General features: G+C 42.9%; 14 protein-coding genes. 7 read left to right on the top strand and 7 right to left on the bottom strand.

Going from position 1 to position 21,215, the window contains the following annotated elements; genetic code table 11:
* Nucleotides 1-160: 160 nt before the first annotated feature.
* On the bottom strand, nucleotides 161-2,362 hold the full coding sequence (locus ACO1B7_RS04835; RefSeq protein WP_313564153.1) for a TonB-dependent receptor domain-containing protein: 2,202 nt from the start codon (nucleotides 2,360-2,362) through the stop codon (nucleotides 161-163).
* 266 nt (nucleotides 2,363-2,628) lie between these two features.
* Here ACO1B7_RS04835 and tig point away from each other — a divergent pair, with 266 nt between their 5' ends.
* From tig to ACO1B7_RS04815, 4 genes are all read left to right on the top strand, one after another.
* The gene (gene tig, locus ACO1B7_RS04830) at nucleotides 2,629-3,960 is read left to right on the top strand and encodes a trigger factor (RefSeq protein ID WP_004647426.1); all 1,332 of its coding nucleotides are present in this window, start codon (nucleotides 2,629-2,631) and stop codon (nucleotides 3,958-3,960) included.
* A 194-nt stretch (nucleotides 3,961-4,154) separates the two neighbouring features.
* Nucleotides 4,155-4,760, top strand: coding sequence for an ATP-dependent Clp endopeptidase proteolytic subunit ClpP (gene clpP / locus ACO1B7_RS04825; protein WP_004647427.1), 606 nt, complete (start codon nucleotides 4,155-4,157; stop codon nucleotides 4,758-4,760).
* Between the two features lie 29 nt (nucleotides 4,761-4,789).
* Nucleotides 4,790-6,100 carry an ATP-dependent protease ATP-binding subunit ClpX gene (clpX, locus tag ACO1B7_RS04820; RefSeq protein ID WP_004278407.1) on the top strand — a complete coding sequence of 437 codons (1,311 nt, stop codon included), beginning with the start codon at nucleotides 4,790-4,792 and terminating at the stop codon, nucleotides 6,098-6,100.
* A 170-nt stretch (nucleotides 6,101-6,270) separates the two neighbouring features.
* On the top strand, nucleotides 6,271-6,987 hold the full coding sequence (locus ACO1B7_RS04815; protein WP_423089862.1) for a DUF2846 domain-containing protein: 717 nt from the start codon (nucleotides 6,271-6,273) through the stop codon (nucleotides 6,985-6,987).
* A gap of 68 nt (nucleotides 6,988-7,055) precedes the next feature.
* Here ACO1B7_RS04815 and ACO1B7_RS04810 read toward each other — a convergent pair whose 3' ends face one another.
* Complete coding sequence (locus ACO1B7_RS04810) at nucleotides 7,056-8,582, bottom strand: fumarate hydratase (RefSeq protein WP_004278405.1); 1,527 nt, start codon at nucleotides 8,580-8,582, stop codon at nucleotides 7,056-7,058.
* A gap of 846 nt (nucleotides 8,583-9,428) precedes the next feature.
* Between ACO1B7_RS04810 and ACO1B7_RS04805 the strand changes: the two genes are divergently transcribed.
* The gene (locus ACO1B7_RS04805; protein WP_004729548.1) at nucleotides 9,429-9,668 is read left to right on the top strand and encodes a DUF2171 domain-containing protein; all 240 of its coding nucleotides are present in this window, start codon (nucleotides 9,429-9,431) and stop codon (nucleotides 9,666-9,668) included.
* Nucleotides 9,669-9,896: 228 nt separating this feature from the next.
* Here ACO1B7_RS04805 and pta read toward each other — a convergent pair whose 3' ends face one another.
* The 3 genes from pta to ACO1B7_RS04790 form a co-directional block, all read right to left on the bottom strand.
* On the bottom strand, nucleotides 9,897-12,038 hold the full coding sequence (gene pta / locus ACO1B7_RS04800; protein WP_004729549.1) for a phosphate acetyltransferase: 2,142 nt from the start codon (nucleotides 12,036-12,038) through the stop codon (nucleotides 9,897-9,899).
* A gap of 54 nt (nucleotides 12,039-12,092) precedes the next feature.
* Complete coding sequence (locus ACO1B7_RS04795) at nucleotides 12,093-13,313, bottom strand: acetate/propionate family kinase (protein ID WP_004729551.1); 1,221 nt, start codon at nucleotides 13,311-13,313, stop codon at nucleotides 12,093-12,095.
* Nucleotides 13,314-13,763: 450 nt separating this feature from the next.
* Complete coding sequence (locus ACO1B7_RS04790; protein ID WP_004278400.1) at nucleotides 13,764-15,029, bottom strand: glutamate-5-semialdehyde dehydrogenase; 1,266 nt, start codon at nucleotides 15,027-15,029, stop codon at nucleotides 13,764-13,766.
* Nucleotides 15,030-15,351: 322 nt separating this feature from the next.
* Here ACO1B7_RS04790 and ACO1B7_RS04785 point away from each other — a divergent pair, with 322 nt between their 5' ends.
* Nucleotides 15,352-16,689, top strand: coding sequence for an alpha/beta fold hydrolase (locus tag ACO1B7_RS04785; protein ID WP_423089861.1), 1,338 nt, complete (start codon nucleotides 15,352-15,354; stop codon nucleotides 16,687-16,689).
* Nucleotides 16,690-16,716: 27 nt separating this feature from the next.
* Here ACO1B7_RS04785 and ACO1B7_RS04780 read toward each other — a convergent pair whose 3' ends face one another.
* Both ACO1B7_RS04780 and nagZ read right to left on the bottom strand, forming a co-directional pair.
* Nucleotides 16,717-17,580, bottom strand: coding sequence for a class I SAM-dependent methyltransferase (locus tag ACO1B7_RS04780; RefSeq protein WP_253173025.1), 864 nt, complete (start codon nucleotides 17,578-17,580; stop codon nucleotides 16,717-16,719).
* Between the two features lie 123 nt (nucleotides 17,581-17,703).
* A complete protein-coding gene (gene nagZ / locus ACO1B7_RS04775; protein ID WP_129716387.1) occupies nucleotides 17,704-18,726 on the bottom strand; it encodes a beta-N-acetylhexosaminidase in 1,023 nt (340 codons plus the stop codon).
* Nucleotides 18,727-18,925: 199 nt separating this feature from the next.
* On the opposite strand from nagZ, the gene ACO1B7_RS04770 reads away from it, so the two are divergent.
* Nucleotides 18,926-21,112: a carboxy terminal-processing peptidase gene (locus ACO1B7_RS04770; protein WP_004278396.1), complete on the top strand. Its 2,187-nt coding sequence runs from the start codon at nucleotides 18,926-18,928 to the stop codon at nucleotides 21,110-21,112.
* Nucleotides 21,113-21,215 lie beyond the last annotated feature (103 nt).

Raw genomic sequence — 21,215 nt, 5'->3', positions numbered from 1 at the left:
TTTATGTTTTTAATAAATATTGGTAAATCAATCTGATTGTTAAATTTTTATTGAGAATAATGATGTCTATAGAGGGGCATAAATTAATAATGTTTTGGAAAGTATTGATCGCACGATAAGAAAAAACCCTGCCAGGGCAGGGTTTAATTTAATAGTTTAATTAGAATTTAAAAGTAGTGCTGAGTTGAACACGGCGACCTTCTTGGGTGTTTACATATTCATTATATGCACCGTCTGCAATTGACATATATTTATTAAAGTCTTTATCGAAAACGTTATATAAAGCTACGCCTAAATCCCAATTATCATTTACCGTATAATTTGTACCAAGGTGCATTAAGGCATAACCTTTAAAGTCTCCTAAAGTATTGAATACTTCTTGATCGGTAGCGCTTAAGTTGTCATAAACTTGCCCAGGATAACGGTCACGTTCACTACGATACTCACCACGTGCCCATAATTGCAGTTGATCAGCGGCTTGCCATCTTAAAGTGGCATTTGCAATATGTTTAGGTGTATCTGTAAATGATGGATTACCTAGTTCAGAATCTTTAATCTCAGTTTCTGTCCAAGTATAGTTGGCATTAAGTTTCCAATCCGGGGCAAAATCCCAGTTGAAACCCGTTTCGATACCATACATTTCTGCTTTTTGAGCATTTACTGGACGAGCAACATTCCAGCCACGAGTACCTGTATCACCACTTTGCATTAACCAAGGTGTACCGACACTTGCCATAAATGCTTCACAATCAGCTTTATTTATATTGGCATCGCAACGGAATTCAGGTAAGCCTGTAATAATTTTATTTTCAATTTCACTGTAGAAAGCTGTGATATTAAAATCAAAGTTAGTATTACTAGAAAAATACGTACCAATTTCAAAGTTGTTACTTGTTTCAGGTTTTAAATTTGGATTACCAAAGGTAGGTGTTCGACCTTGCCCACTTACGTTGTAAATACCATCAGTAAGACGTTCTAGACGTGGGGCTTTATAACCTTCACTATAACCACCTTTGAATGTCCAATTTTCATTTGCGTTCCACACTAAGTAAGCACGTGGTGTCCAAAAGTCACCAAAAGTACTATGTTCGTCAAAGCGTAAACCAAGTGTAAGTGCTAACGAATCATTAAGTGCCCAAGTATCTTCTGCAAATAAGCCGAGTTGGTCAAAACTCACTTCTTTGTTGACACGTAAACCATCTTTAATACTTGCATCCCACCATTGACCACCTAGGGTAATATTATGTCCATCAATAGCTTGAGTTGTGAATTTAGTATCGAAAATTAAATCTTCACTTTCTAATAAACGAGGATTTTCTTCTAAAGAGCCTGCTTGAGCACGCGACGGAATTAAACGTCCTACAGTTTCACTAGTATTGTAAGTTAAACTGTTATCTAGAGTACCAATCGTATTGCGCCATTGATGTGCAGCAACATACTTGTCACGATTGAATTCCATGGTGTCTGCATAACCACCATTTGCACCTACAGTGCCTAACTGGAAACCAGAAGAAATACTTGGGTTTTCATATGTTTGGCGTTGAGATTCAATATCTAAAGAAATATCATGATCACTTGTAGGCGTTAAGGTTAGACGTGCGCCGATAGTGTCCATCTTACCTTCGGCAGGGCTTTGGCCACCACTTAAAGACTCTCCCTCGTCAATATTTTGAGTAATTGAAGACTCGTCACGTTCCCAATGTTTAGCTCTAATCTGAAGACCCAATAAGTCTTTTATCAAAGGGCCAGAACCATAAAAATCAATGCTACGTTGGTTGCCGAAGTCTGAATAATTTGGATTGAGCGTTCCATCTAAAGTTACAGAACCTGTCCAAGTATCAGCCACTTTTTTAGTAATGATATTGACTACACCCCCCATAGCATCTGAACCATAAAGTGTAGAAGCTGGGCCTTTAATCACTTCAATCCGTTCAATTGCAGAAATAGGTGGAATAAAATTATTATTTGTCTCACCAAAACCGTTTGGTGAAATATCGCCGGTACTATTTTGGCGACGTCCATCAATAAGAATTAAAGTATATTCTGGACTCATACCACGGATACGAATATTTAAACCGCCAGTCTTACCTGCTTCTGGTGAAACATCGACACCCTCTACATCAGCAAGAGCATCAGCGATAGAAGTAATGCGTTTAGTTTTAAAATCTTCTTCTGTTAGAACTGTAATAGATGCTGGAGCATCTTTAATTTTCTGTTCATATCCCGCCGCTGAAACCACAATCGTAGACATTTGATGTGTTGTTGTAGGAGTCGCTGTCTCGTTCACAGTCTCTGCGAAAGCAGATGTTGCTGTAACTCCAAGAATTGCCAATGTAAGTGGACGAAGACTAAAACTATGCATGACCAAATTCCCGAACCGAAGAATAAATTAGTATTGTTGCTCAAATAAGAAACTGGATATTAATGATAGTATTTATCATTTGCAATAAAAATATACATTTTCTCCATTTAAATTGGGTTGACTGGGCATCTGGAAAGATGGCAATTCAAATAAAAAAAGGGCTTAAAAACTGGAACTCGCGCGTATTTTTTGTATATCCTTAAATGTTGTCATATAATGTGGCACATTTTTATAAACCTGTTATAACCTAATATATAGAGGAAGCCATGCAAGTAACTTCTGAAGCGGTTTCGGGCGTTGCCCGTCGTTTAAATGTTTCTGTACCGACGAGCCGTATTAATGAGCAATTTGAAGCTCGTTTAAAACGCACTGCTAAAACTGCGAAGATCAACGGCTTCCGTCCAGGTAAAGTGCCTGTAAACGTAGTTCGTCGTGAATACGGCGCGGGTATCTACCAAGAAGTAGTAAACGATATTATTCGTGACACAGTTTTCGAAGCGATCCAGCAAGAAAAAATCAATGCTGTGGGCATGCCAAACATCGAAAAAACTGAAATGAAAGACGACGCGCTGGTATATACAGCGACTGTTGAAGTTTATCCAGAAATCGAAGTGAAATTCGACGGCTTGGAAGTTGAGCGTAAAGCAGCTGAAGTAAATGACAAAGATGTTGAGAAGATGATTGAAAATCTTCAAAAACAACGTGCTGCTTGGGCTGAAACAAAAGGCATGGCTAAAAAAGACATGCAAGTCACTTTTGATTTCGAAGGTTCAATCGACGGCGAAAAATTTGAAGGTGGTTCTGCGGAAGACTTCAAACTTGTTCTAGGTTCTGGTCGTATGATCCCTGGCTTCGAAGACGGTATCGTTGGTATGAAGAAAGGCGAAGAGAAAGTGATTGATGTAACTTTCCCTGAAGACTACCAAGCTGAAAACCTTGCTGGTAAACAAGCTCAATTCAAAATCACTGTGAAGCTTGTTGAAAAACAAAAACTTCCAGAAATCGATGCTGAATTCCTGAAAATCTTCGGTGTATCTGAAGAAGAAGGCGTTGAGAAGTTAAAAGCTGACGTTCGTAAAAACATGGAACGTGAAGTGAAGAATGGCCTTCGCAACCAGGTTAAAGGCGCGACTTTCGATGCACTTGTAGCTGCAAACGAAGTTGAACTTCCAGCTGCTATGCTTGCTCAAGAAATTGACCGTCAACGTCAACAAATGATCCAGCAGTTCACACAGCAGTTTGGTGCTCAAGGTGCGAAAGCATTTGATTCAAGCATGCTTCCAGACGAATTGTTCAAAGAACAAGCTGAAAAATCTGTAAAACTTGGCGTACTTGTAAGCCGTGTTTTAGCTGATGCGAAAATTGAAGTAGATGCTGCACGCGTTGAAGCGTACATCGAAGACATGGCTTCTTCTTATGAAGATCCAAACGAAGTAATTGAATACTTCAAAAACGATGCGCAACAACGTGCCCAAATCGAAGCAGTTGTACTAGAAGACCAAGTTGTTGATTACATTTTGGCTTCTGCTAAAGTAACTGATGCGACTGTAAGCTATGAAGACTTATTGAAAGAGCAGCAAGCTCGTCAACAAGGCTAATTTAGCTTTCGATAAAAAAGGCGCTTAATGCGCCTTTTTTTCATATTGATGCCTGAAAAAAGCATTTCTGTTTTTCACAAAACTAATGCAAAAAATATAATGGATTTGTTGGCGAATTTTTTGCAATTTCAGTGATTATCCCTCATATTGTGATTATGGGTTAGGTCACAAAAAATTTAGGAATAAATAAACGTATGTATGTTCCAACGATTGAAAACGCTTTAGTGCCAATGGTGGTAGAACAATCCTCTCGTGGTGAGCGTTCTTTTGATATTTATTCACGCCTTTTGCGTGAACGTGTAATTTTTATGACGGGCGAAGTTGAAGACAACATGGCGAACCTGATCGTTGCGCAAATGTTGTTTTTAGAGGCGGAAAATCCAGATAAAGATATTCATCTATATATCAATTCACCAGGCGGTTCGGTAACTGCGGGTATGGCGATTTATGACACCATGCAGTTTATCAAACCTGATGTCGTAACGTACTGCATGGGTCAGGCAGCATCAATGGGTGCGTTCCTGCTGAATGCCGGTACCAAAGGCAAGCGTTATTGCCTTGAAAATGCCCGTGTCATGATTCACCAGCCATTGGGTGGTTTCCGTGGTCAGGCTTCAGATATTGAAATTCATGCACGTGAAATCCTGTTTATTAAAGAACGTTTAAACCGTTTAATGGCTGAACACAGCGGTCAGGATTACGAGAAAGTTGCACGTGATACAGACCGTGACAACTTTATGACTGCTCAGCAAGCGAAAGAATACGGTCTTGTGGACGAAGTTTTAACTAAACGTCCATAAGTTTTAAAGATTGAGATAGTGGAGTAAATATGTCCGAACATCCTCAAGGACAAAAGCATTGTTCATTTTGCGGTAAAACGCAGTCTGAAGTCGGGAAGCTGATTGCAGGCGAGGACGCATACATTTGTAACGAATGTGTGGACGTATGCTTAGATTTGGTTCAAACCAGTCAGCAGGTGGAAACCAATGACTGGGCCAATCGTCCTTTGCCGAAACCGCATGAAATTCGTGCGGCCTTGGATCAATATGTGATTGGTCAGGACGTCGCGAAAAAAACCTTGTCAGTTGCGGTTTATAACCATTACAAGCGCTTGAAAGTGCAAAATAATGGCAAGAAAGCTGATGATTCAGTCGAGCTTTCAAAAAGTAATATTATGTTGGTTGGTCCGACAGGATCGGGCAAAACCTTGCTTGCACAAACGCTGGCACGTCTTCTGGATGTTCCATTTGCCATGGCAGATGCAACGACACTGACCGAAGCCGGTTATGTGGGTGAAGATGTAGAAAACATCGTACAGAAGCTTTTGCAAAAAGCAGATTACGATGTAGAAAAAGCGCAAAAGGGGATTATCTATATCGACGAGATCGACAAGATTACCCGCAAGTCTGAAAACCCATCCATCACGCGTGATGTATCAGGTGAAGGTGTTCAGCAAGCATTATTGAAAATGATTGAAGGCACGGTTGCATCAATTCCGCCACAAGGTGGACGTAAGCATCCGCAGCAGGAATTCATTCAGATTGATACCTCGAACATCCTCTTTATCTGTGGTGGTGCATTCTCAGGACTTGAGAAAATTGTACAGCAGCGTCAGGAAAAAGGTGGCATCGGCTTTACTGCAGAAGTGCGTAAAAAAGATGAAACCAAGAAGCTGTCTGACTTGTTCCGTCAAGTTGAAGCAACTGACCTAGTAAAATTTGGTTTGATTCCAGAATTTATTGGTCGTTTGCCAGTAATTGCCACTTTGGACGAGTTGGATGAAGAAGCATTGATGCAGATTCTGACTGAGCCGAAGAATGCGTTAACCCGTCAGTATCAACATCTGTTTGATATGGAAGATGTGGATCTGGTTTTTGAAGAATCGGCATTACGTGCAGTGGCTAAGAAAGCAGTTGAGCGTAATACAGGTGCACGTGGTCTACGTTCGATCCTAGAAAATTCATTGCTGGAAACCATGTATGACTTGCCAAGCCGTAGCGATGTCGGCACTGTCGTCATCAATGAAGCTGTGATTAAAGGTGAAGCAGAGCCGGAATACCGTGCCGAGCGTCAGCCACATGATCAGCAAGAGACAGCAACAAAAATAGATTTAAAGGTCGTAAATAGCAAATCTGCTTAATTGCTATTCGTCCGAAACGTGCGAAAACTCCGTGTTTTCGCACGTTTTTTATTTCCAAAAATAAAGCTCGGTGTTAATCTGATTCACTAGGCGTGGATGCCTAAAACTTATAAAAAACAAATCGCAAAGCACTTGCATACAAAAGAATAAAGACGCAGTGAGGGATAAGCATGCGTGGAGTCGCAATTGTACTCATCAGCAGTTTGGCATTGCTGGGGTGTCATGGTAAGAAAGCCGTCGTTGAGCCTACACAGCCACTCAGCACTTTAAAAAATATCGATCTTGAAAAAAAACCGGGCTTTGTCGAGCAGCATCGTATCGGCATGTTCACCATTGGCGGTTGGGTCAATCAAAAGCAGGGCAACCAGTTTCAGACGGTGAAACCGCAGCATGATGAAGCCGCCATCGTGTATTTATACCGGCCCGATTCTAAATGGAATCGTCAGGAAATTGTCGCTGCCAGCCTGTTTATCAATCAAGAACATATTCCAAGCTTATTGCACAACCATTATTACTGGATTGAAGTGCCTGCAGGGACCTATCGTTTGAGTACCAGTCGACCGCTAGGCGCGCTGCATTTCCAGAAACCTAAATATCTGGATTTTACTGTCGAAGCGGGACAGTCTTATTTTATTAAATATGATGAAGAGAATATCAGTACACGCCGGAGTGTTTCAGGACCACTCATGCTGATGCCGGAAAAAGTTGGCCTGAATGAAATTGCTTTTACTCAGCTAAAATCAGACAGTTTTAACTTTGTGGCACAAGATCAGGAAACTGGCCAGATTCGTAAAAAAGCCCAAAAAATTGAACCGACTGCTTATGATCCATCATTAGATGTACAGCTAAAACCACCTTTCAAACTTTGGGATCCACGTACCTGGTAATTGACATTTTATTGAGAAAATATAATAAAAAAGCACCCATTCAGGGTGCTTTTTTATTGCAATAGAAATTAGCCCGCAGCAGCGTCAACTACTGGAATCTTACCAATTTTTGCTTGCCAGATTTTAGGTGCAGTCGCGTGAATAGAAGTACCATTCACATCAACAGCTACAGATACCGGCATGTCTTTCACAACAAACTTGTAGATCGCTTCCATACCCAGGTCAGCAAAGGCAACCACTTCAGCTTCACGGATTGCTTTAGATACTAGGTAAGCAGCACCACCGACAGCCATCAGGTAAGTTGCCTGGTTGTCTTTAATGGCTTCAACGGCAGCAGGACCACGGTCCGCTTTACCGATCATGCCAAACATGCCAGTCGCTTCAAGAACTTGACGTGTGAATTTGTCCATACGCGTTGCAGTTGTAGGACCTGCAGGACCAACTACTTCATCACCGACTGGATCAACAGGGCCTACGTAATAGATAAACTTGCCTTTCAAGTCAACAGGAAGTTCTTCACCGTTATTTAGCATGTCGACCATACGTTTATGCGCAGCGTCACGGCCAGTGTAAATTGTACCGTTAAGAAGCAGAGTATCGCCTGGTTTCCAGCTATTCATTTCTTCTTGGGTAATCGTGTCGAGGTCAACACGTTTAGAAGATGAAGAATCCCAAGTCACAGCAGGGTAGTCTTCAAGTTTAGGTGCTTGAATGTGTGCAACACCTGTACCATCTAACTGGAAGTGTGCATGACGAGTTGCAGCACAGTTCGGGATCATACCGACTGGTTTGCCCGCAGCATGACATGGGTAATCTTTGATCTTAATGTCTAGAACAGTGGTTAAGCCGCCAAGACCTTGTGCACCAATACCCAGAGCATTTACTTTTTCGAAGATTTCGATACGAAGCTCTTCCATTTTGCTTTGTGGACCACGACGAAGCAATTCGTCCATGTTGATCTCTTCCATCAATGCTTCTTTAGCAAGCATCATGGCTTTTTCAGCAGTACCACCAATACCTATCCCCAGCATACCTGGTGGACACCAGCCTGCACCCATGGTCGGAACAGTTTTCAGTACCCAATCCACGATTGAATCAGAAGGATTCAACATCGCAAGTTTAGATTTATTTTCTGAACCGCCACCTTTGGCTGCCACAGTGATATCGACTTTATTACCAGGTACAAGCTTGTGGTAAATCACGGCAGGGGTGTTGTCTTTGGTGTTCTTACGACCAAATGCAGGATCAGCCAGAACTGATGCGCGAAGCACGTTCGAGTTTTCTAAATAACCCTGACGTACGCCTTCATTGATTGCATCATCCAGGCTCATGGTTAAATCGAATTTAACGTCCATGCCCACTTCAACAAATACGTTGACGATACCGGTATCTTGACAGATTGGGCGGTGGCCTTCTGCACACATGCGTGAGTTAATTAAGATTTGTGCGATCGCATCTTTAGCAGCTTTGTTCTCTTCACGATCATACGCACGGCTCATCGCTTGGATAAAGTCTTGTGGGTGATAGTAAGAAATGAACTGAAGCGCATCTTTAACTGATGTGATCAAGTCATCTTGCTTGATAATAGTTGTCATACAAATATCTCTTGAGCGGGCTGATAGCTAGCGGGCTAAATTATAAGACAAAAGAATCGGGTTGTGGGCATTTTGGGCGAGCATTGGCCGAAAGTTTATAGTTTAAGCAATCTGAGCAAGGACTTTAGCTATTCCATGGGTCAAATATGACAGCAAGTTGTCATATTCAATGTCATATTTCAGATAAAAAATACGCATAATTTTGCTTATTCCGTATTAAGCGATTGAATTTTATTAATTATTTTAAATTTAACAAAAAACCAGATTGTCATATAACTGTCATAAAACTTTTACATAATGCAGCTATTGAAACGGGAGATCCTAACAATGGTTACAGGTATTTTGATGGCAGCTGGTTTTTGTGTATATATCGCTGCAACTTGGATGTACGGTCAGAAAGAAGATCAAGCCTAAGCTTTATCTTCTTTTTTATTTTAAGACATAAAAAATTAACCTATCTTCAAATCTTCAAATCTTCAAATCTTCAAATCTTCAAATCTTCAAATCTTCAAATCTTCAAATCTTCAAATCTTCAAATCTTCAAATCTTCAAATCTTCAAATCTTCAAATCTTCAAATCTTCAAATCTTCAAATCTTCAAATCTTCAAATCTTCAAATCTTCAAATCTTCAAATCTTCAAATCTTCAAATCTTCAAATCTTCAAATCCAGTTATAAAAATATTTGAAAACTCAAATTTAAAAAGCATCTCTCCTATAGCTTACTCAAGCCATGTTGACCATTTACATTTTTAACCCAGAAAAACTCAAAGCCTGAAAACCCTTACACATGCGGCATTTTTTATTGCTTAGACTGTTTCTCTCAACTTCTAGAAACAGGCAAGTAGAATGAACAATTTTAATGCAAGTGATATTAAAGAACATGCTTCAGTCATTGCTTCATGTGGTACTCAAGTCGGGAAGGTGGACCATTTAGAAGGTCAGGATTCAATTAAATTAACAAGAAGTGATGATGAAAATAATGAGCATCATCTGATTCCCTTGAGTTGGGTAAGTGAAATCAAAGACGATAGCGTCGTGCTCAATAAAACTGCGGAAGAGGTACGTAAAGAGTGGACTACCTTATAAGAAATTAAAGTTAGTGGACTGAAAAGCAGGGCTGCTTCAGCTTAATTTTTTATGTCACAGACTTTATGAGTAACCGTTGAAAATGCCAGTTCGAAAGACTGGCATTTTTATTGTTTATTAAAACGAGATAATGATCGCGTGCTGAATTTATTGAAGCTATGAGTGTTTTTTTATAAAAAAACCACCTGATTTTTCAATCAGATGGTTTGGAAAACTTAAGTTTACGAATTATTGAGCCGCTTGTTGCTCTGCCTGAATCGCAGTCAATGCAATGGTAAACACAATGTCATCTACCAATGCACCGCGGGATAAGTCATTCACTGGCTTATTCAAGCCTTGTAGCATTGGACCAACACTCACCACATTGGCAGAACGCTGTACTGCTTTATACGTCGTATTACCTGTGTTTAAGTCAGGGAAGATGAATACATTGGCACGACCTGCAACTGGAGAGTTCGGTGCTTTAGAGCGACCAACACTTTCAACTGATGCCGCATCGTACTGTAATGGACCATCAATCAGTAAGTCCGGACGACGTTGTTTCGCAATTTCAGTTGCTTTCGCAACTTTTTCGACGTCAGCACCTGCACCTGAAGTACCCGTTGAGTAAGAAATCATGGCAATACGTGGGTCAATACCAAACGCTTTTGCAGAGTCTGCAGACTGAATCGCAATTTCAGCCAATTGTTCTGCATCTGGGTCTGGGTTAATCGCACAGTCACCGTACACATAGACTTCATCAGGTAACAGCATAAAGAATATTGAAGATACCAATGAATATTCAGGTGCAGTTTTAATGAGCTGGAACGCAGGGCGAACTGTATTGGCTGTAGTATGTACAGCACCAGACACCAAGCCATCAACCTGATCAAGTGCTAACATCATCGTACCTAATACGACGGTGTCTTGCAGTTGTTCACGTGCTTGATCTTCAGTAAGTTTGCCTTTACGCATTTCCACCATTTTTTCGACATAATTTTCACGAATCAAGTCAGGATCAATGATTTCTAAGTCGTGTGGAAGCTCTATACCACGTGCTTTGGCAACATCAACTACCGCTTCTGGTTTTGCTAATAATATGCAGTGAGCAATACCACGTGATTGACAAATCGCTGCGGCTTGAACGGTACGTGGCTCATCACCCTCTGGAAGCACGATACGTTTTTTAGCTGCGATTGATTTTTGCACCAATTCATGACGGAATGCAGAAGGCGATAACCGTGGTTTGTACGAATCGCTAATTAAATGAGACAACCACTCTTGATTGATGTGGCTAGCTACAAAACGGGTAACTTGTTCTGCTCGTTCAGTATCATCTACAGGAATTTCGTTGCTAAGGTTTAACAACTGTTGCGCTGTTTCAAATGTGCTCAACTTAGTATGTAAAATTGGCAAGCCATTTTTTATTGCCGCTTGGCAGAATTCTAAAGCTTGTGCGCTTGGCGCTTTTTGTTCAGTTAACACCAAACCTGCCAAAGGAATCCCATTACTGCTGGCCAGACTGCTCGCCAGTAACACATCAATTCGGTCGGATGCACTGATGATCAGTTCACCCGCTACAAACTTATGCAGTTCATGCTCGATATTGGCTGAAATCAGGCTGCTATTTTGTACACGGCGCTGCTTGGCTTCGCCTTCATTAATCCAGTAACCAGAAATATATGCAGCAAGATCAGACATACGCGGTACGCTTAAGGTTTTACTGAAAGGTACCAAGCCAATCACTGGTAATTTTTCAGAACCAATATGCGGATGAGTCTGCTGAATGGCTTTAATAAATTCTGCAGTTTCAGTCTTGAGGCGTAAATCCGGATTCAGCGTGACAGGAATCTGTGCAGATTCTTCAGGCAAGCCCTTGGTACGCATCAACATGATACCTGCCAGACGGGTAGAGCTGGCACCACCAAAGTTACGAAGCTGATGTTCAATTTTATCCGCGGTTTGGCTTGGCTTGAGAATATTGGCATTGCTGACCACAATAACTTTGGCATCGAGGGCCTGTGCCAATGCAGCATTCAGATCGTCGGCAAAACTGTCTTGAGTATTTGGCAGCAAACCTTCGACAATAATCAGGTCATGCTGTTTGGCAATTTGACGATGCAGACGTACCGCTTCCTCAAGTAGTTCATCCTGTTCCCCCAGATTGATCTGCTGCAAGACTTTGTTATAACGGATGGGTTCAACAGTTTCACTCTGAGAAATATGACGATACAAAGCCGTGGTGCGGTCTTCGATTTCATTCAATTCCTGAGCAAAAGGTTTCAGGAAACCAGCTTTTACCCCTTGGCATTCCAGTGCATAAATCAGGCCCAAACATGCAGAAGTTAAGCCTACGCCTTCCCCAGTGGGAACCAATAAAATTGTTTTCATAAGTTATGTCAGTCGCAGAATAATAAAAATCAGTTAAAAAGTGGCTAAGCCTGCTTATGCAGGCGTTACCTCAGCTTTAGACTTTTTTGCAGTATTGCGCTCCACTTCAAGTTCAACAACACTTTGAACTTCTTGTGCGATACGGCCTTCTTCATCTGTTGGCACTACCCAGATTTGTGGGCCTGTGCCTGAATCGATTCGGCCTTCGGTACCGCGTTTCAATTCATTGTTGGCGTTTTTATCCAGATTGAAACCAAAATGAGGCAGGTAAGTCATGGTCTTTTCACGGATATATGCAGAGTTTTCGCCAATGCCACCAGTGAAAAACAGACCATTAAGACGTGGCAGACCACAGCTCAACGCTGCCAGAGACTTAGCTAAACGGTAGCAGAATACTTCAATCGCCAGTGCGGCATCTTCATTGCCTTGCTCTGAGGCTTCAATCAGGGTGCGCATGTCATTCGACAGGTCAGACAAGCCCAAAAGACCACTTTGGCTATTCAGCATCTTGTCAATTTTATAAATATCCCAACCCAGGTTTTTCGCCAGGAAGCTATGCAGGCTTGGGTCGACATCGCCACTGCGTGTGCCCATAACAATGCCTTCAAGCGGGGTTAAGCCCATTGAGGTATCTACACTTTTCCCATTCCAAACGGCACAGGTCGAGCTACCATTACCTAAATGCGCGGTTAACCAGCCACCTTGTTTGAAACTGCCTGCCAGTTCAGAACCGCGCTCTGAAACATAGGCATGACTAGTCCCGTGGAAACCATAGCGACGTACACCATGAGCGGTATATAAGAATTTCGGCAGGGCATAACGATAAGCATGCGCTGGCATGGTTTGGTGGAAGGCAGTATCAAATACCGCCACCTGTGGTAATTCCGGGAATAAACGTTTGGTAGCTTCAATGCCAATCAGATGAGCCGGATTGTGTAATGGCGCAAGCGGTGTTGCTTCACGAATTTTTTCAATAATTTCGTCATTGATCAGTTCAGCCTTGGTCAGGCTGCCCCCATGTACCACACGGTGACCGATCGCATCCGGACGGTAGTTGGCTAGACGTTCCAGACCGACTTCGAGTGCTTTTTTGTGGTCAGCAAATGGAATGTGGATATCGACCGGCTCATTGCCAACTGTCACACCTTTAATGCGAGCATTCTCTGTGCCTAAGTTCTCAGCTAAACCATGAATACGGAAATTCTGCTCCTCAAGAAGTAATGCAAACTTGATTGAAGAAGAGCCACAATTAATAACTAATACTGATTTAGACACGATTGATTACCCAATTTTTAATTAAAATTCTCGTCCATTTGCTTGACCCAATTGCGGACAGTGAAGCAGCAATCCAGATCAATGAATATGTTTTAACATTTGTTTTTTTTCTGTCCTAGATAGACTTTAGCAGATTAGACTTAAGCATTATCGACCGATTTAACAATAATAACTAAAATTTATCAGTTCATAGTTTTCATTTATAAATAAAATGATGATGAAAATATCATCAATAAGAATACTAAACTCTGCTTAAATTTAATTTTAGAACAGATTAATTCTTTAGTTTAGCGCCTGAAAAGGCAAATATTGTTTTTACATACAATTCTATAAAGAGATTCATCAATAAAATAACCGGAAGGTTCTAATCCATCTATTTCAGTGTCAATTTTTCTGTCCATAAAAAACAGCCTCATTTATGAGGCTGTTTTAAATGAGCGATCTGAATACTTATTGGCGAATCTGACCATCACCAAAGACAATCCATTTCTGCGACGTCAGGCCTTCAAGACCGACTGGGCCACGAGCATGGATTTTATCGGTTGAAATCCCGATTTCTGCGCCTAAGCCATATTCAAAACCATCTGCAAAACGAGTAGAGGCATTGATCATGACCGAACTTGAATCTACACCCGCCAGAAATTCGCGAGCCAGACTGTAGTTTTCAGTAATAATGGAATCGGTATGATGCGAGCCATATTTGTTGATGTGCTCAATGGCTTCTTCTATACCAGAAACGACTTTGATCGCCAGAATCGGGCCCAGATACTCGGTATACCAGTCTTCTTCAGTGGCCGTAATGACTGCATCTCCAAGAATACGCTGGGTTTCCCGGCAACCACGAAGTTCGACTTTTTTCTCTTGGTAAAGCTCTGCGATGCGTGGCAAGAATTCTTCAGCGACTTTTTCATCGACCAGCAGGGTTTCCATGGCATTACATACACCATAGCGATGGGTTTTGGCATTGAGCGCAATAGGCAAGGCTTTCAACAAGTCCGCTTGAGCTTCCACATACACATGACAGTTGCCATCTAAATGTTTAATGACCGGTACGCGTGCTTCCTCGGTAATTCGTTCGATTAGGCTCTTGCCGCCACGAGGCACAATCACATCCACATATTCGGTCATGGTAATCAACTGGCCCACTGCAGCGCGGTCAGTCGTATTCACCACCTGTACGGCAGCCTCAGGCAAGCCTGCGACTTTCAGGCCATGCTGAATCGCGACTGCAATTGCCTGATTCGATTCCAGAGCTTCTGAGCCGCCCCGTAAAATAATGGCATTGCCTGATTTGAGCGCGAGTGATGCCGCCTCCAACGTGACGTTAGGACGTGACTCGTAGATCATGCCGACCACACCCAAAGGCACACGCATCTTGCCCAGTTGAATCCCGGATGGGCGATAAGCCATATCACTAATTTCACCAATCGGATCTTTCAGGCCAATGACATCTTTCAGGCCCTGTAACATACCTTTAAAGCGCGCGGGGTTGAGTTCTAAGCGATCAAGCAGGGCAGGGTCCAGATTGTTATTATGCGCCTTAGTCATATCTTTCTGGTTAGCAACCAAAATAGCAGCTTGGCTATTTTCCAAAGCCGTATAAATAGCGGATAACGCATTATTTTTAGTTTGGGTGGACGCGCGAGCCAAAATGCGAGACGCTTGGCGTGCCTGCTGTCCTACCGTTTGCATGTATTGTTCAATAGACTCTTGCATAGCGGTTTGATCACTTAGAAATTTCATTTCGATATTAACAGCCTGCTGCTGCACAATGAAGCCCATCTGTTAAAAATCATCCGTTTTCGCAGACTTCTAAACATTTTGAAAATGTTTTCTGTTTAAAAGCAGATAAGTGGTCACTGAAGCGGTTGCTTGTGAAAAGCAGCTCTGTATAGAATGAAACACGCGACATTGATGTCATTTATAATTATTAAAGAGCAGGATGCGTGTTCAGGCACACCGGAATGTGCCTGAATTATAAGATCTGTTAAGCATGACTTGCACAATAAAAATAAGGCAAGGACGGAGGAAAAGGAATATGAATTCCATTATCCACATGGACGCCCATGTATTGGAACAACATAGACACGATGGTTTTTTTGATTTTTATGATAAGCACAGTTTTAAGCAGCCACCACGCACCACCTGGATGGATGGCTGGAAAATCGAATATATGGCGATCGCCCGTCCGGATACCTTACATTTAAGACCCATGGTGATTATTGGGGGAGCTTTTCAGAATTTTAATTCCTACAAATACTGTGTAGAACAGCTTTTTGATGCAGGCCCCATTATTCTGATTGACCTACCATCCATGGGGGCCAACCAGCAGATTAGTAATGTCGACACAGGTCTGTCTGCCGGAACACTGGAGCTTGAAGACCTTGCTGCGATGCTGGGGCGCTGGCTGGAACAGATGCAGCTGCCGCAAGTGGCAATTCTAGGCATGTCCTTGGGGTCAGTGGTGGCTTCCTGTCTGGCAGATCAGCGTCCTGAACTGGTCGATCGGATGATTCTGATGGGTGTGATGCAGAAAACCCGTAAAAGCTGGCGAATGCTGCTGGAAGAATCCCTACACCTGATGAAAGAACAGCGTATGGATGAATTTGGTCAGGCCGTGATTTTATATCTGGTCAATCATGCACGTTTAACAGAAACCCGGATGTCACCGACTGCAAAGCGTTTATTCTTTAAACAGATGGCGGAATTTACGGCCACCGAACAGGATCGTTATTATATCAATTGCAACCGTTTATTACGTCTGACCAATGTGCCGATTCCACAGTGCAAAGTGCTGGTGGCATGTGGGCAATATGACAGTTTTACCTTGCCACATGAGAATGCCAATTTTGCCCTGCAATGTCCGAATATGCAGTATGTACAAATTGCAGGCGCCGATCATGTACCGCAGTTACAACGTCGTAAAGAAACCATGCATCTGTTTGCAACTTTCTTGTGTGATGAGCCTGTGGATCAACTGGAAGGAATTATTCCATTCACTCGCGAACAGATACAGCAGCTTGAACGTCGCGGTGAAGAGAGGATTCAGGTGCAAGATTCACAGCGTTTCCTCAGTCATCGTCATTCTGATCTCATTTTAAAAGCAGAGATTGTGGACATGAATTTCTTCGGAGTATTGCTGGAGTTAGATGCAGAACAGGCTGCGCATGCAACAACTTATCCACGTGATTTGGCCTTGCATCTGGAAGATGAAACAGGGGAATTTCAGATTGAATGCCTAATCTTTGAACAGGATGATACTCAGCTGCGTGCCTTATTCAAACATGGCAGTTTTGAAGTCGCAGAACGCTTATTACGCTTTGTACAAATGCAAAAAGTACTGTCACAAACTGAAGTATTTGATGCGGCAATTTAAAAACATCATCTTTAAAAAACAGCGTACTTAAACGCTGTTTTTTTTCACGGCATGAATCATCCAGACCAGATCACCCAAATGTTCATCCTGTTCATGAGTCGGGTTTTGTTGACGAGGCTCGGCAAAATAACGTTGTGGTTGTTGTACCTCAACCTGGTCAAATCCTGCATCTTGAAAAAAGTGCTGCAGTTCTTGGGGGGATTTAAAATGAAAGGTAAACGCACTGCGAGACATGAATTTAAGTAGACGGCTACTGCTCCAGATAAAGTTCGCCAGTTTATTTTTCACCGGTTCAGGATAAATATCGCTGAGATAGTGAACTGCCGGGAAATACTGCGCATTTTCTGTAATCCCCTGCATCAGAATACCTAACATCTGCTGATCAAAATAATTAATCAGTCCTTCGCTAATGACCACTAAGGGCTGGTTGCGGTCAAACATCTGAAAAATACAGTCCAGTTCTTCACTAAAAATATCGGCAGTCAGGACTTCAGGGGCATACTGATCGATCTGCTGTAAAGCCTGCGTCTTGATCTTGGCCATATCCGGCAGGTCCAGTTCACGATAATTAATCTCGGGGAATTTCTGTCTGAAATTCCAGCTGCGTGGAGATAGTCCGCAGGCAATTTCAAGAACCTGAAGTTGTGGATGTTGCTCAATTAGTTGACACAAATGCTCATCAATCATCTGATGGCGCTGCTTAAGTGTAGTCCGCATGCTACCGCCGACATGGCGTTCTGCCCAGGATTCAAGGGGATGAAGCAGTTTGGCCAGAAACTTGCCTTTGGATGTAGCAAAGGCTGGATGTGAGATTCCCATTTGATACCAGATATAGCCGGTATAGTGCGCCGTAAAAGAAATATGGCGATGTTGCGAAAGTGAGTCTGTCATATTTGTTCTGACCTTATTGTTATTTTTAAGTTGATTGAATAATAGTGTAACCTTTTCATTACTATAATTAAAAAGGAACACCTTGTCGTGTCCCTTTTTCATATTGATTGGATTTAAAAAGTTTTAGCTGGATTGCTGTTTAAATGCCAGTATTTCATCACGGATCTCGCGCCATTCTTCACCCAGATCCAGTTCATCACCAATCTGGATGTTCGGGATGTTGCCGCGCATGCGTTCCAGGCGTTGCTGGTTCGGGAGGGGCAAATCTTCAATTCCTTCTAGTGCAATACATTGTGCTGCACGATCATTGCAGACCAGACCCATATCACAACCAGCTTTAAGGGCGGCCTGAATTCGGGCATCGGCACCGCCTGCGACACAGGCGGCCTGCATGCTTAAATCATCTGAGAACAGGACACCGTCAAAACCAAGCTCCTGACGTAAAACTTTCTGAATCCAGAATTCAGAGAATCCGGCTGGATTTAGATCAACTTGGCTATAGATGACATGAGCCGGCATCAGCGCATCCAGTTGTGATTGCAGTTGTATAAATGTTTGCATATCTTTTTGCTGAATCTCTGTATAAGAGCGCGTATCAATTGCTGCAGAAACATGCGAGTCCGCTTTGACCGAGCCATGACCGGGGAAATGTTTACCAGTTGAAGCCATACCGGCACGTTTCATACCTTTTAGAAATGCGCTGGCGAGTGGAATAATGTCCTGGATATTTTGGGCAAAGCTACGATCACCGATCACATCACTGATGTCATTCAAGTCCAGTACTGGGGCAAAGCTGAAATCAATGCCGACAGCCAGCACTTCAGTCGCCATCAGCCAGCCGCATTTTTCAGCCAGCTCTAGGGCACGCTGTGGATCGCGCGTATAAAGTTCGCCAAATTTCCCCGTGGCAGGCAGCAGGGTAAAGCCTTGTCTTAAACGCTGGACACGACCGCCTTCCTGATCTACCGCAATTAAAATATCAGGATGCACCTGACGCATATGATCGGTCAAAGCACGGACTTGCGCCGGAGATTCAATATTGCGACCAAATAAAATCACTCCACCGACTTGCGGCGCACTTAATAGTTCAATATCTTCTTGAGTGAGGGTTGTGCCTGCGATGTCGAGCATCAATGCGCCAATCATATGCGGAATCCGTTTTAGAGTTTTCGGAGAAAACAATACCTGAATTCTGCAATGATTTGCTACACTTTGTCAGCACAGAATATGATAAAACTACACGACATAAACATATTAAGTTGTTTAAGATGCTGAATACGTTAAATTCTGGTCGAAAAGCAACACGGTCACATTGGTCTCTAGGCCAAGGAAGTACGAATTATTTATGAAATTTCAAACTATAGCTTGCGCAGTTGCGATTGCGACAGGTGGATTCTTTTTTACCCATGTAGTGAATGATGCGATTGCGGCCAATAGTAATGAAGTGGTCAGTAAAGCAATTCAGCCATCTCAAGAGCAGGCGCTGGTGTCACGTCAGCTGGCAACCCTGGTTGACCGTCAGCATTATTTAAATATGCGTCTGGATGCCCAGACTTCGCAGCGTATTTTTGATTTCTATATTGATAGTCTTGATCCGGAACACAGTCTGTTTCTGGCCCCAGAAGTTGAAAACTATAAGAAACGCTACGGTGCCAATTTTGGTGCCAATCTGAAAGCTGGCAATTTGTCTGGTCCTTATGAAATGCATGCGCAATATCAACAGCGCTTGCACCAGTTCTACACCTATATGTTGAATGAGCTGAAAAAACCGCAAAATCTGAATCAGCCGAATGTTTATATCGAAACGGATCGTGAAAAAGCACCGTTCTTTAAAACTGAAGCTGAACAGCGCGCGCATTGGTCAAAAATGCTGGTGTCTCAGTTGATCAATCTGACCATTAGTAAAGAAGAGGAATTGGCCAAGCAGAAAGCCCTGAAAGCCAATCCGGAACTGGCCAATGGACAAGACCTCACGGGTCCTGAAGATCTAACGCCTGCGCAAACCTTGACCAAGCGTTATACCCGTCAGCTGGAACGTCTCAGCCGCGTCAAAAGTGATGATGTGCTCGACAAGACACTGAACGCGATGATGCTGACTTATGATCCGCACAGCAATTATTTCCCGCCTGTGGATGCGATGGAGCTGAATCGTCAGACGACTTTACAGCTGGAAGGCGTCGGCGTATCGATTCGCCCGGAACGTGGCAATGAAGATTACACCAAGATTGAAACCATCGTTGAAGGTGGTCCAGCCAGCAAATCCGGTCAGGTGAAATCAGGTGATCGTATCATTGGTGTGGCCCAAGACGGCGAGCAAATGGTCGATGTCATTGGCTGGCCAAGTAATGAAATTGTCGGTCTGATTCGCGGTAAACGTGGCACTAAAGTCACTTTACGCTTACTCGGTGCGGGTGCTGCCATGGGGCAGGCACGTAATGTGACCATTACCCGTGACGTGATTCAGGAAGAAGATGCCGGTGTACGTACACGTGTAGTCGACATTCAACGCGATGGCAAGAAATATCAATATGGTGTGATCGAAATTCCGTCGTTCTACCTGAACTATCGCGCACGCCGTGCCGGTACGGATTATCGTTCGGTGTCTGAAGATACCAACAAAGCCTTGAAAGAGCTGGCAGCGAAGAATGTTGCCGGAATTATTGTCGATTTGCGGAATAACCCAGGTGGTTCACTGGAAGAAGTGGCACGTATGTTGGGGCAGGTAATCAAGTCTGGTCCAGTGGTACAGATCCGTGATGGCAATGGCAATGTCAGCGTCTTTGAGGATGATGATGGCGGCGCACAAACCTATGCAGGTCCACTGGCAGTGATGGTGAATCTTGCCTCTGCATCGGCCAGTGAAATTTACTCTGCTGCGATTCAGGATTATGAACGCGGGATTGTGATTGGCAGTACTACCACCGGTAAAGGTACAGCACAAGTACAATTGGATAGTCTGGCGCATGGTCAGGCGACATTGACGCAGCGTAAATTCTACCGTGTGACCGGTGGCAGTACCCAGAATAAAGGGGTCGTTCCGGACATTAAACTGGTCGATATTTATAACGAGGAGTTTGGTGAGCGTAAGGCCAAAAATGCCCTGCAGTGGGATACTATTTCAACGGCACCATTTAAACGCGAAGGTGCAGTACAGAAATACGTTCCTGAATTGGCTAAACTTTCTCAGCAACGGGTCACACTGGATTCTCAGTTCAAGTATTTAGAACAGCGTAAAGCCGTGATGAAGAAAGCTGAAGAAGAGAAACGTCAGGTACTGGACTTGCAACAGCGTAAAGCTGAGTTGATTGCCATGGAGCAAAAAACGCTGGACGCAGAAAACACTCGTCGTGCTGCAACAGGTCTGAAACCTTATCCAAACTGGGAAAGTTATCAGGCTTCACTGGATGCCTTGATTGAAACACGTGCCAAGATGAAGGCCAAAGAACGTCCGGCTCTGCCTGAAGAAGAAGCGTTTGTGATTGAAGCGGCAAATGTGTTACTGGACTATGCCAAATTACAGGCAAAACCCTAAGTTTTAGCCTCATTGATCGTTGATAAAAATAGCCTGTTTCGACAGGCTATTTTTTTATTTTGCAAATCTGCATAAAAATCCAAATAAAATTTTGCTATGAAGT

Source organism: Acinetobacter lwoffii, from assembly GCF_049367455.1.
Classification (GTDB): Bacteria; Pseudomonadota; Gammaproteobacteria; order Pseudomonadales; family Moraxellaceae; genus Acinetobacter; species Acinetobacter lwoffii_W.
Note: the sequence above shows the minus strand (reverse complement) of the source record. Positions and strands in the feature narration are given on the sequence as shown.

Bases quoted from the DNA above. Each gene is read 5' to 3' on its own strand.
- ACO1B7_RS04835 (WP_313564153.1), bottom strand. From the start codon at position 2,362: ATGCATAGTTTTAGTCTTCGTCCACTTACATTGGCAATTCTTGGAGTT.
- ACO1B7_RS04805 (WP_004729548.1), top strand. From the start codon at position 9,429: ATGAACAATTTTAATGCAAGTGATATTAAAGAACATGCTTCAGTCATT.
- tig (WP_004647426.1), top strand. From the start codon at position 2,629: ATGCAAGTAACTTCTGAAGCGGTTTCGGGCGTTGCCCGTCGTTTAAAT.
- clpX (WP_004278407.1), top strand. From the start codon at position 4,790: ATGTCCGAACATCCTCAAGGACAAAAGCATTGTTCATTTTGCGGTAAA.
- ACO1B7_RS04770 (WP_004278396.1), top strand. From the start codon at position 18,926: ATGAAATTTCAAACTATAGCTTGCGCAGTTGCGATTGCGACAGGTGGA.
- ACO1B7_RS04785 (WP_423089861.1), top strand. From the start codon at position 15,352: ATGAATTCCATTATCCACATGGACGCCCATGTATTGGAACAACATAGA.
- ACO1B7_RS04790 (WP_004278400.1), bottom strand. From the start codon at position 15,029: ATGCAAGAGTCTATTGAACAATACATGCAAACGGTAGGACAGCAGGCA.
- ACO1B7_RS04810 (WP_004278405.1), bottom strand. From the start codon at position 8,582: ATGACAACTATTATCAAGCAAGATGACTTGATCACATCAGTTAAAGAT.
- clpP (WP_004647427.1), top strand. From the start codon at position 4,155: ATGTATGTTCCAACGATTGAAAACGCTTTAGTGCCAATGGTGGTAGAA.
- ACO1B7_RS04780 (WP_253173025.1), bottom strand. From the start codon at position 17,580: ATGACAGACTCACTTTCGCAACATCGCCATATTTCTTTTACGGCGCAC.
- nagZ (WP_129716387.1), bottom strand. From the start codon at position 18,726: ATGATTGGCGCATTGATGCTCGACATCGCAGGCACAACCCTCACTCAA.
- ACO1B7_RS04815 (WP_423089862.1), top strand. From the start codon at position 6,271: ATGCGTGGAGTCGCAATTGTACTCATCAGCAGTTTGGCATTGCTGGGG.
- pta (WP_004729549.1), bottom strand. From the start codon at position 12,038: ATGAAAACAATTTTATTGGTTCCCACTGGGGAAGGCGTAGGCTTAACT.